General features: G+C 58.3%; 13 protein-coding genes and 3 pseudogenes. 5 read left to right on the forward strand and 11 right to left on the reverse strand.

Annotation, left to right across the window (positions count from 1 at the left end):
- Positions 1 to 16: 16 nt before the first annotated feature.
- Together JZI28_RS23770 and JZI28_RS23775 are read right to left on the reverse strand one after the other, a co-directional pair.
- Entirely contained in the window at positions 17 to 265 is a 249-nt protein-coding gene (locus JZI28_RS23770; protein ID WP_375700405.1) for a hypothetical protein, read from the reverse strand.
- Positions 265 to 1,198 (reverse strand): annotated as a pseudogene (locus tag JZI28_RS23775) (IS256 family transposase); the annotation flags it as partial. The gene JZI28_RS23770 and the pseudogene JZI28_RS23775, both read right to left, overlap by 1 nt.
- A gap of 185 nt (positions 1,199 to 1,383) precedes the next feature.
- Here JZI28_RS23775 and JZI28_RS23780 point away from each other — a divergent pair.
- Positions 1,384 to 2,082, forward strand: coding sequence for a serine hydrolase domain-containing protein (locus JZI28_RS23780; RefSeq protein ID WP_375700406.1), 699 nt, complete (start codon positions 1,384 to 1,386; stop codon positions 2,080 to 2,082).
- Positions 2,083 to 2,371: 289 nt separating this feature from the next.
- Positions 2,372 to 2,587: pseudogene (locus tag JZI28_RS23785) on the forward strand (IS256 family transposase); the annotation flags it as partial.
- A gap of 194 nt (positions 2,588 to 2,781) precedes the next feature.
- On the opposite strand, the gene JZI28_RS23790 reads toward JZI28_RS23785, so the two are convergent.
- The 3 genes from JZI28_RS23790 to JZI28_RS23800 all read right to left on the reverse strand — a co-directional run bounded on the left by JZI28_RS23790 (position 2,782) and on the right by JZI28_RS23800 (position 5,745).
- A complete protein-coding gene (locus JZI28_RS23790) occupies positions 2,782 to 4,068 on the reverse strand; it encodes an ATP-binding protein (protein WP_375700407.1) in 1,287 nt (428 codons plus the stop codon).
- Between the two features lie 155 nt (positions 4,069 to 4,223).
- Positions 4,224 to 4,814 (reverse strand): SMC-Scp complex subunit ScpB, encoded by a 591-nt coding sequence (locus JZI28_RS23795; protein WP_375700408.1) that lies wholly within the window; start codon positions 4,812 to 4,814, stop codon positions 4,224 to 4,226.
- Position 4,815: 1 nt separating this feature from the next.
- A complete protein-coding gene (locus tag JZI28_RS23800) occupies positions 4,816 to 5,745 on the reverse strand; it encodes a DUF1403 family protein (protein WP_375700409.1) in 930 nt (309 codons plus the stop codon).
- Between the two features lie 159 nt (positions 5,746 to 5,904).
- On the opposite strand from JZI28_RS23800, the gene JZI28_RS23805 reads away from it, so the two are divergent.
- The gene (locus JZI28_RS23805; RefSeq protein WP_375700410.1) at positions 5,905 to 6,999 is read left to right on the forward strand and encodes a tyrosine-type recombinase/integrase; all 1,095 of its coding nucleotides are present in this window, start codon (positions 5,905 to 5,907) and stop codon (positions 6,997 to 6,999) included.
- A 29-nt stretch (positions 7,000 to 7,028) separates the two neighbouring features.
- Here the strand turns inward: JZI28_RS23805 and JZI28_RS23810 are convergent, their stop codons facing one another.
- Together JZI28_RS23810 and JZI28_RS23815 are read right to left on the reverse strand one after the other, a co-directional pair.
- Entirely contained in the window at positions 7,029 to 7,430 is a 402-nt protein-coding gene (locus JZI28_RS23810) for a type II toxin-antitoxin system VapC family toxin (RefSeq protein ID WP_375700411.1), read from the reverse strand.
- The gene (locus JZI28_RS23815; RefSeq protein WP_375700412.1) at positions 7,430 to 7,672 is read right to left on the reverse strand and encodes a type II toxin-antitoxin system Phd/YefM family antitoxin; all 243 of its coding nucleotides are present in this window, start codon (positions 7,670 to 7,672) and stop codon (positions 7,430 to 7,432) included. Before JZI28_RS23815 ends, JZI28_RS23810 begins: the two co-directional genes overlap by 1 nt.
- Before the next feature lie 76 nt (positions 7,673 to 7,748).
- Here JZI28_RS23815 and JZI28_RS23820 point away from each other — a divergent pair.
- Positions 7,749 to 7,982: pseudogene (locus tag JZI28_RS23820) on the forward strand (integrase); the annotation flags it as partial.
- Positions 7,983 to 7,988: 6 nt separating this feature from the next.
- Here the strand turns inward: JZI28_RS23820 and JZI28_RS23825 are convergent.
- Positions 7,989 to 8,324: a type II toxin-antitoxin system RelE/ParE family toxin gene (locus JZI28_RS23825; RefSeq protein WP_375700413.1), complete on the reverse strand. Its 336-nt coding sequence runs from the start codon at positions 8,322 to 8,324 to the stop codon at positions 7,989 to 7,991.
- Positions 8,321 to 8,578, reverse strand: coding sequence for a type II toxin-antitoxin system ParD family antitoxin (locus JZI28_RS23830; RefSeq protein ID WP_037238298.1), 258 nt, complete (start codon positions 8,576 to 8,578; stop codon positions 8,321 to 8,323). The genes JZI28_RS23825 and JZI28_RS23830 overlap by 4 nt, the downstream gene beginning before the upstream one ends.
- 160 nt (positions 8,579 to 8,738) lie before the next feature.
- On the opposite strand from JZI28_RS23830, the gene JZI28_RS23835 reads away from it, so the two are divergent.
- Positions 8,739 to 9,632, forward strand: a complete 894-nt coding sequence (locus JZI28_RS23835) for a recombinase family protein (protein WP_243614108.1) — start codon at positions 8,739 to 8,741, stop codon at positions 9,630 to 9,632.
- Positions 9,633 to 9,693: 61 nt separating this feature from the next.
- On the opposite strand, the gene JZI28_RS23840 is transcribed toward JZI28_RS23835, so the two are convergent.
- Together JZI28_RS23840 and JZI28_RS23845 are read right to left on the reverse strand one after the other, a co-directional pair.
- Complete coding sequence (locus JZI28_RS23840) at positions 9,694 to 10,089, reverse strand: PIN domain-containing protein (RefSeq protein WP_110281057.1); 396 nt, start codon at positions 10,087 to 10,089, stop codon at positions 9,694 to 9,696.
- On the reverse strand, positions 10,079 to 10,306 hold the full coding sequence (locus JZI28_RS23845; protein WP_055296342.1) for an AbrB/MazE/SpoVT family DNA-binding domain-containing protein: 228 nt from the start codon (positions 10,304 to 10,306) through the stop codon (positions 10,079 to 10,081). The genes JZI28_RS23840 and JZI28_RS23845 overlap by 11 nt, the downstream gene beginning before the upstream one ends.
- Positions 10,307 to 10,542 lie beyond the last annotated feature (236 nt).

A 10,542-nucleotide genomic window follows, 5' to 3' on the forward strand; every position in this document is an offset into this window, starting at 1 on the left:
CCCCGAGAGTCAGAACTTATGCAGCTTGGTCTTCCTCGATCTGTGCGGCGATCTCGGCTTCACAGCTACGATCGTGGGCCAGCGCCAGAATATCCACGATCATGCGACAGGCCTGCTTGTCGGATGTCTTCTCCAGCATCATGTCGAAGAGATCGCGGAAGGCTTGGCGTGGAAACAGCTGGTCACGGTAAGTCAGGCCCATCAGAGCCAGGGGCTTTTGACGCAGCGAGTGGAGATATGCCCAGAAGTTGGTGACGGCCGTCATCAGGCGGCGTTTTGAAGTTGCTTGATCCCGTCCTTGAACTCAACCCCCTGAATGACCTCGGGCAGCCGGCTTGGCCCGGATATTTTCCGCCACTTCTTCTTGGCTGACATCATCAACCTGAAGACCATGGCAAGGGCGGTTTTGCGGTTCAGGCATCCTCTGGTTTTCCGTGTCCAGTTGCGCACCGTGGCAAAGACGCTATCAATCGGGTTCGTAGTCCTGATGTGCTTCCAGTGCTCGGCTGGGAAGTCGTAGAAGGCCAGCAGTTCTGCGCGGTCTTTGACCAGTTTGGCGACGGCCGTCTCGTACTTCACGCCATAAGTTTCCACGAAGAGATCGAAGGCCGCGTTGGCCTCCTTCTTGGTCTCAGCCATCTATTACCCGGCAGGGCATGCTTGCATGCCCGAGAGGGCAGATATCCTGGAGATCAGACTTCGCCTTTTCGTGCAGCGCTTTTGGCATTGCGCCGGTGACATTGGCGGTCTTGTGAACCCAGCATCGTTGTTCGCGGGTCGTGGGAAAGACATCCCTCAGCGCGGTCCAAAATCCAAGCGCACCATCACCAATGGCGAGCTCCGGCGGCACCACCAGACCGCGCTTCTTCAACCCGTTCAGCAGGTCGCGCCAGCTGTCCGCGTTCTCCCGGAACCCGTCCATGATAGCCAGAACGTCCTTCTCGCCGTATTCATCCGCACCGATAATCACCAGCATACATTGGCGATCGCCGTCCAGACGCGGCGTGAAGTAGATCCCGTCCGCCCAGATGTAGACGTAGCGCTTGCCCTTGAGGTTGCGCTTGCGCCAAGTCTCGTATTCTTCCCACCACGCAACCTTCAGTCGTGTGATGGTCGATGAGGACAGCCCCTCGGCATCAGGGCCCAGAAGCGCCGCCAGCGCTTCGCTGAAGTCCCCCGTCGAGATGCCCTTCAAGTAGGCCTGTACGCACGAAGAGCCCATTTTCGGCAAGAGTTCGTAACCGTTGGAAAGTAAGAATAAATTTTGGTGGCTTCATGCTGAAGTTTACTGAAATTCAGTCTATCATACAATTAAAAATCAAGCATTATCAGCGGCTTGAAAACTGTGGCCGTTTTTGACCCCCTTCGTGCGTACAGGGCCAATTGCTGTCGCATCGAGCAGGTCTCGGCAACACTGACAAGTATCTGCCGTTCAATCTTTCAATCCTCACGCGGCCAAACCGCGTCTGGGCGCCACAAGATCTGATTGAGCAGGCGCGGCGTGTCCCGCCCGCAGGGCGACCGGGCGAGCAAACGCATTATTCCTCGCCGGGTTACTTCCTGCTTGGGTTAGTGATCGAAGCCGTCACCGGCCAGCCCTATCATCAGGCCGTGCGCCGCGAAGTCTTTGCGCCGCTAGGTATGGGTGCGACATTCGAGAGCACCTATGAATGGCGGGGCGAGTTCGAGACCCTGCATCACTACGCTGGTTGGATCGACCTGACCGATCACAACCCCAGTTTTGAATTTGCCGATGGCGGCTTTATCACAACCGCGCAGGATTTGGCGCGCTTTGGCATCGCAATGGGGCGGGGCGCACTTTTTGAAAATCCACAAACAATGCAACTGCTCCTGTCGCCACCCAACGGGGCGGACCCAACCCGACACTATCGCGCGCTCGGCCCGCGTGTGGACTTTACCGAAACCGGAACGCGACTGATCTTTCACAACGGGTCATGGGATGTCAGATTCAATGTCTCACCTGATGAAGACGCAGTCGCAGTTATCGCCTTGGGCCAAACCGGTGCCAGAACCCAGATGTTCTGGGATGCCGCCCGCGCGTTGCTGATAGGTCTATTCTGAAGCAGACGCGGCGGCACTCTGTTCGTGGCGAACCAAATTGTGCCTGGTTAATTATTAACTGGTGCGTCGAAATATTTACCAAGTGCCACACCAAATATGCCCACGGTGTCCTCTCGAACGCCCCCAGCGGCAATTAGACGACCGGCTTCCGGGCGAGCGCGTTCAACATCTCGATCAGGATCCATGCGCTTGGAGTTATGCCCGAAAGTTGGTGATGGGCTGAAGTAGGCGGCATATCATGGCGGTGTTGAAAGACGCCGTCAGTCTCAAAGAGAAAGGATATGCCACCATGGCCAAATCTACTGTTGTACCATTCGAACTGCCATCAGAATTTTCACCGGATCCGCTGACGGAGGTGATCCAGAATGGCGCGAAGGCACTTTTGCACACGGCGATCCAAGCTGAGGTGTCGTCGTTCATTGCAGAGCACGCGCATCTGCTTGATGAGGCCGGTCGCCAGCGTCTTGTGCGCCACGGGTTCTTACCCGAGCGCGAGGTGATGACCTTGCGCTTGTAGCTCGTCGTCATCTCGCGCCCGGCCGCGACAATAGCGCCAGCCCGATCGTTTTGCTCAAGAAGCTCTGCTTTTGACCCAGAACCGGCAAGATCAATCAGACAGTAATGCGCCACATCCGATACCGCCCCTGCCCAGTCACCTCGTGGATAAGGCCTCGCGTTTCCATCCAGGCAAGGTTGCGGTCAAAGCGCGACCTGGCTCCAGAGGGCACTCACTGGCAATGCATAATTTCCGTCACCGAATGACAGTTTTTCCTGACCGAGATAAAACACAATACCCTTGCAAGTCTTGGTGCGACCGGGCCCATCTTTTGCGAACCACTTTAAATGCTTGAAATCATCACTGCTGACGGAAGCAGATGATTTCACTTCAACGTTGACCAGATGATTGCCTCCATCGATCAAAATATCAATCTCGCGCTGTTCTGCACTGCGCCAATGATAAAGTCGGTAGTCGGCTTCCTGCATTGGCAAAGCGCGTTGCAATTCGCCTACGACAAAGCTCTCCAGCAATCCCCCCAGTGTCTGGGGCATATTATCTATTGCAAACGTCGCGTCAGTAAAACGCCGCAAGGCACAGGCTATCCCTGAGTCTACAAAATGGTACTTAGGTTGCTTGATTTCTCGCTTACCTTCACCTGATGTCCAGGCACCGAGTTTTGTAAGCATCGAAAGGCGCATAAGGATATCAAGGTACTGATCGACGGTTACACGTTGCAGCTTCGTCAGTTTTGCAAGTTCAGAGGTATTGATCTCCTGCGCTGATCGCGCGGCCATCTGATCAATCAGAATTCGCAAAGCATCCGGCTTTCGGACTGGCATAATGTCAGCGACATCCCGCTCGACCACGGCATCGATGTAATCGCGATACCCGCGTTGCCGCGATCGCAAGGGAAGTGTTCTCGTTTCTGGAAACCCTCCGGCCAAAATAAGATCGATATATTCGCTTCTTGCGAGCGGCTCTGGATCAGATATCTGCCCGAGGTTCGGATCTTTTTGCATCGACCAGTCCACTAAGCGACTAACTGGTGCGCTTTTGATTTCGGCAACCGACAAGGGCCAGAGTTTCAGCGTCCGCATCCTGCCAGCGAGCGAGTCAGCCACATCAGTGGTCGTAAATATGTTGGAAGAGCCGGTGAGAACAAATTGGCCTTTACGTCTATCCGTATCCACCACCCGCTTGATCGCAAGCGCCAACTTCTTAGACCGTTGGGCTTCGTCGATAATGAGTGGGGCCTGACCTAAATCCTGCATCAAGCTGGCAAGTTGTCCCTCTGGATCCACCTCAATAGCCGATAGGACCGCTGCGTCATCCAGCGTGATAAAGCGGCCATGTCCAAATAAGTCCCTGACAAGCGTTGTCTTGCCAACTTGCCTGGGTCCAATCAGATTCACGACGCGAGCTGACGCGATGGCTTCTTCCAGTTCGACAACGAGGTGTCTGGACAAGTATGTCTCTGTCTCAGTCATGGACCTACCGTCTCCTACAAGCCAGTGCGCGGCAGCCCATGCTAACAGGCTTGCCGCAGTCTGTGTAATAGAAACTCCACCATTTGTCTATTAGACATTCCACCATTTGCTCATTAGGCAGTCCACGGTTTGCTCACTAGGTGGGTCTTCTCTACTCACTCAGTTATCCCCGCATCCTCAAGCTGCTCCTTGTCCGGCAGATCCCGCAGGCTTTCCAGCCCAAACGCCACGAGAAATTGCTCTGTTGTCACAAATGTATAGGGCGCGCCGCGTCTTGGGCTACGGGGCCCGGTGGCGATTAGGTTCTGGGTATGCAGCCGCCCGAGTAGATCACGGCTGATCTCTTTGCCGAAGATGTCCTTCAGACCCTCGCGGGTTATCGGTTGATGGTAAGCGACCGCGGCCAGCACGGCCACGTCGAATGCGTTCAGGTCCAGATCTTGGCTGCCCACATCTGCTGCGGCCTGGATCGCCGGGGCATAGGCAGGCCGGGTTTGCAGCATCCATCCATCGGCAACCTGCACCACCGCATAGGGACGCTCCGCTAGATCGACAGCAAGGTCCGCGATCAGCAGATCAACCGAAATCCCCTGCCCGACCACACGCGCCAAATCCTCTCGCGGAACGGGTGACGCAGACGCAAAAAGCACCGCCTCAATGCGGCGCATCCACTCGCGCCAGCGCAGTTCTGGCGGAAGCTCGTCTAGTTCACGGTCGAGATCAGGCTCAGATCGGCGCTTTGCCATGTCAGACCCCATAGAGCCGGAAGGTGGGCCGCCCAGTCAACTCGCGCACCACGCCCAGTTCCACAAGCCGGTCACACAAGCGACGCGCCGCGCGGTCACTCATGAGAGAGGTCAACGCCGCCGAGGGCGACAATGCGTCGTTCGTCAGGAACAATTCGACGGCTTCCCCCGCCGCCTTCGCGCGCAGCTTTGGCACCATCATCCGCAGCCGCGCCGCCCGTCGCGCCAGATCATGCGCCATGCGGACTGCCTCCGTCGCCTGCGTCACGACGGCTTTGTGACACGCCAATCGCAATTCATCACCGCCTGCTCGCAGATATCGCCGCTTCAACCCGGCTGCAAAGACCGGCACGATATGGTCCCACCCCAGCGCCCGGACCAGCACTGCGTCCGCCATAATCAGCGCCGCGGCTTCCTCACGCGGAAACTCCCCCAACACCACCTCCAACACCCGTGCCGCCTGCCCCACCGGGGTGAGGCACCCTGCCAGCCCATCCTTTTCTAGTCGCCCTGCCTGCCCCACATCCAGCCAGACCGGAATGTGATCTGCCAATGGTGCGGGCAACGCTTTCACAAGCGTCGCAACCGAGAACTTGTGCCGCACGGCCCGCTGCCATTGCAAGGCCACTGTCCCGGCCGGACCGGGCACATCACCAGGACGCAACAGGCATAACTCATCGCGCAGCGCCCCTACCGCCTCAATGCGCCCCGCAAACCCCACACAAACCTCTGCGGCGTGCAGCGCCAGACGCGCGCGCAACAAGGCGTGGGGGACATCCGCGCGACCCACCACAAGATGCAGCGTGGCGAGCGCCGCCCCTGACAAAAACACCACATCTTCAAGGGTTTCCGCGGGCGCAGAGGCGACCCACGGCGGCATCCGGGGTAGACAGTCGTGACCGTCGGCAAGGTTTGGTTGGGTAAATGCCATGATGCAAGCCTATCTTACCACGGCGCTTTTATCCAGAAAATAGCAATGCAACCGCCGCATCTTTCTGTTCGCAGTAATGTCCAATAAGTTTGCATTATCGGACATGATGGGCTACGCTGCAGCACAGTCTCAAAAGCAGCAATTTTTCGGGGGAAAGTGATGTTGAAACGCGAGAAATCGATCTCAGCGTATCTGGACATAATCAAGATAACTCAGCACGCCGAGAGCGCGCAAAAAAAAAGCGATCCCATTGCCCTGCCCGCACATGTCGCGGGCTCTGGCACCCTCGACCGGCTGGTCGATACCGCCCGCGACTACGCCCGCGCGGCGGCCTCGGACAACACGCTCAAGGCCTACGCCAAGGACTGGGCGCATTTCACACGCTGGTGCCGGATGAAGGGTGCGGACCCGTTGCCTCCGTCTCCCGAGATGATTGGGCTCTACCTGGCCGATCTGGCGTCCGGTTCGAACCCCTCCCCTGCCCTATCAGTTTCGACAATCGAGCGCCGCTTGTCCGGCCTTGCTTGGAACTACGCGCAACGCGGTTTCACCCTCGATAGAAAGAACCGTCACATCGCCACGGTGCTGGCCGGGATCAAACGCAAGCATTCGCGCCCGCCACTGCAGAAGGAGGCGATCCTGGCCGAGGACATTCTCGCGATGGTGGTTACCCTTCCCTTCGACCTGCGCGGGTTGCGGGATCGGGCGATCCTGCTGATCGGCTATGCTGGGGGCCTCCGGCGCTCGGAAATTGTCAGCCTCGACGTTCATAAGGACGACACGCCGGACTCCGGCGGCTGGATCGAAGTCTTCGACAAGGGCGCCCTGCTCACCCTAAACGCCAAGACCGGTTGGCGCGAGGTGGAGATAGGGCGTGGCTCATCGGACCAGACCTGCCCTGTCCATGCGCTGAACCAATGGCTGCGCTTTGCGAAGCTGGATTTCGGACCGGTCTTCGTGGGCACGTCGCGGGATGGCAAGCGCGCGCTGGATGCCCGCCTCAACGACAAGCACGTTGCGCGCCTGATCAAGCGTACCGTCCTCGAAGCCGGTATCCGGTCAGACCTGCCCGAGAAAGAACGGCTGGCACTGTTTTCTGGGCACAGCCTGCGTGCAGGTCTGGCCAGCTCCGCCGAGGTTGATGAGCGCTATGTCCAGAAACAGCTCGGCCATGCCAGCGCTGAAATGACACGGCGCTATCAGCGCAGGCGCGACAGGTTCCGCGTCAATCTCACCAAAGCGGCGGGGTTGTGACCCCCCTGCCCTACCACAGTGCATTCAGCCTAGAACGGTTTCTCCAACGCAGCACCGGTCGGTGCAAAGTCACTGATGTTCCCGGTCACGACGATAGCGCCATGACGTAGCGCCGACGCTGCGATCATCAGATCAGCACCGTTATGGCCGATCTCGGCTGAGAGCCGTCCCCAGATGCGTGCATCCTCGGCCTCAAAAGCGAGCAGCCGGTCCGAGAATAGCAACACCGTCCGATCGAGCCACGTGCGGAGATCCCTGGCAAATATAGGGTCCCGTGTCTCCTGCTGGCGAATGCCGCGCTCGATTTCACCCAGCGTGATGACACTTAGAAAAAGGTCCTGCTCAGCTTTGCCGCGCAACCAGGCTGCCACTTGGGGAGCGCGGTCTGGGCGGCGCACGGCCGAGATGACGTTAGTGTCGAGAATATACATCAGAAGCTTACATCACGCGGTGCGGCCGAAGCGCGTGGCAAATCCCCACCGGGAAATGCCATCAGATGATCTGCAAAGCTCTCGCGCGCCTTCACCGCACCCTCCAGAAGCCGATGGTACTCATCTGAAGAAAGGACCACCACCGCTGGCTTGCCTCGACGCGTCACCTCTTGCGGCGTGCCGGCAAGTGCTGCGTCAACAACCGCGCTGAACTTGTTTTTTGCATCCTGAACAGTCCACATCGTTTTTCACCTAGCTAGCTATCTGTCTAGATAAATGGCCTCTCAACTTGCTCATGTCAAGGCGCACCCAAGCCAAAGGGTAATCAAGCGCACGGTTTTGGACGCTGGCATCCGGTCCGAGATTCCCGAGAAAGAGCGACTAGTGCTATTCTCCGGTCACTCGCTGCGCGCCGGTCTCGCCAGTTCGGCCGAAGTGAACGAACGCTATGTCCAAAAGTAGCTGGGGCACGCTTCAGCCAAGATGACCCGCCGCTACCAGCGCCGCCCTGACCGTTTCCGGTGGAATCTGACAAAAGCTGCAGGATTGTGACGCGGATCAGGAGCCTTCGTTCTTCAACGCCATCAGTGCCGCCACATGACGCGGCAGATCACAGCGAGAGTGCAGAACATCGACGATGACGACCTCGTCGGGCTGGTCCAAGAAAACTAGAAAATGCTCCCCTGCCCTAACGAACCGTAAGTCATCGGCCTCATCCACGAGGACTGCACAACTCCGGCTATGCGCCTGGCCGCTCAGAATCGCTTCACAGCGGTTAAGCAGTTCCGCCTCATAGTGCTCTGCTTGGCGCAGCCCGAAATTCTCGATCGTCCAGTTGGCGATCTCGGTGAGGCTGGCTTCCGCACGACGCGTCAGCCGGAAGGATCGGCTCATGAACGAGCGCGCGCAGTCGCAAAGGCCCGACGGATGGCATCTTTGCCGCTGCCCTCCGCAAGATCGCCCGCCTTGGCCTGCGCCAGGCCTTCAAGAAGACCCTTCCGGATCCCCGCCAGCTGTGCCTCTTCCTGCTCGAGCAGCCTCAAGCCAGCGCGCATCGCTTCGCTCACGTTCTGGTAGCGCCCGGATGCCACCAGTGCTTGAACCAGATGGTCCTGAGTTTCGGTCAGGACAACGTTGCGTGTCACCATGGGTAAGATCTCCTCGATTGGCAATATATGCCAATATACGATTTTGGTCAATGGAATCTGTTGTTGGTCCGCGATAAGCCCATGATTGAGCCTCCTCTCTCGCGTCGCTATCAATCGGTCGTTTAGTGGCGATACCTTAAACTGCAAACGGCCCGATTTTATGCCCCTGATAGGCTACGCCCGTGTTTCCACAGAGGATCAGACCCCCCTGCCCCAGTCTGAGGCCCTGCAAACTGCGGGTTGCGTCGAGATCTTTGAAGAGCACGCCTCGGGCGGCAATCGCGCGCGACCGGTGCTGGCACGCGTGCTCGAACGCGTCCAGAGCGGCGATACGCTGGTCGTTGTGCGGATCGACCGGCTTGCGCGGTCTCTGTCGCACTTGCTGGAGGTGATCGAACGTCTGGAGGCCAAGGGAGCTTTCTTCCGCTCCCTGCAGGACCCCATCGACACCGCTTCCCCACAGGGCAAGTTCACATTGCAGGTTCTAGGCGCCGCGGCCGAGTTCGAGCGGGCGCTGATCCGCGAACGTACCAAGGCGGGGCTGGCAAGTGCCCGTACTAAGGGCCGGGTCGGCGGGAACCCGGGCCTACGCGCCCGCGATCCAGCGGCGCTACGCAAAGTGCGGCGCGCGCGGCAAGACGGCTACATGGAGCGGCTGAACGAGACGGCTCAGGACTGGGTGCCACATGTCCGACGACTTCGACCCGATATGGCCTGGGAAGATGTGCTTCGGATCATCAATGGCCCCCTGCCCTACGACCGCCACTGGACGCAAAGCCGCCTTCTGCGCGCAGTGAAAGCCTATGTGCGCGACGGGTTTCTGCCCAATGAAGTGCTTGGTCGCGCTGGACGACGCGAAACCGACGACCGCCTGCCCGCGATTGTCGCTGGCATCAAGGGCGCGGACCCTGACATCACGCTCCAGGCGATCTGTGACCGACTGGAATCCATGCGCGAACGCACCCCGCGCGGACGCGCCAGCTGGCAGCCGTCGTCCGTGAGGATGCTGCTGGAACGCGCGGAGAAGTTGGGCTTGCTGAAGTGCGAGCAATAAACACAACCTTGCAAATCTTCCAACTCATGGAACAATTGCAAGGTTGCAGCCCGTTTTCTGGTCAGGTGAATGGATTCACGACGCGTAACTGATCTTCAACCAGCAATCCGTCGTGCATATCTTCGCTCCACAAAGTCGTGCATCCAGCAATAAGGGCGGCCGACACAATCATCGCGTCATAGACCGAAAGCTGGTATTTTTCTGCCAAAGCTCGGCCCACCAAATGGGTTTGCACAGACAGGTCTTCGACTTCACACAAGGATTGGACCCCTGCGAGAAAAGCGCCGGTCTCCTCCCAACTGAGACCGGCTTTCCTCCGGCAATTGACCATCGCTTCGTTCAGGACCTGCACACTGATCCGCGGCCCTTGCCCCAGGATGTCTTCCGCCCGATCCGCCTTTGGGCCGTCGTCAAGAAGGTAAAGGACGACATTTGTATCCGCGAATTCAGCGCTCATGCGCAGCGTCGCGGCTCAGGCGTGCGTCCTTGGATAGCTTTCCGCGAAACCGCCTTAGCCCTTGCAGGACTTCATCGGCGCGAGGTTGGCGCTGGACGAGCAAGGTACCGTCGTCCTTTATCAGATCGATTTGGTCACCCTCTTTGAGGCCGAGTTCGCGCACAAGATCGGCAGGCAGCCGGACCGCGAGCGAATTCCCCCATTTTGCAACTTGCATGGTGTCGTTCCTCCAAGTGGATATACGAGCCTGTATGTATATCATCTTGCCGCAATTGCCAAGATCAGCATGCGACGACGACGGCGAACGGGCTTGTGTTTCGACGGTGAGCTCACACAAGATGTGGAAAAAACTTGCGCGAATCCGACTCTTACGGCAATAGTCACGGAAACGAGGCAAAAAACGTCAATAACCGTGAACACGCCGAAGATGCGTAGCGCGGATCGAGAGGGCAG

Origin of the sequence: Pseudophaeobacter sp. TrK17 (assembly GCF_042192375.1) — a bacterium.
Classification (GTDB): Bacteria; Pseudomonadota; Alphaproteobacteria; order Rhodobacterales; family Rhodobacteraceae; genus Pseudophaeobacter.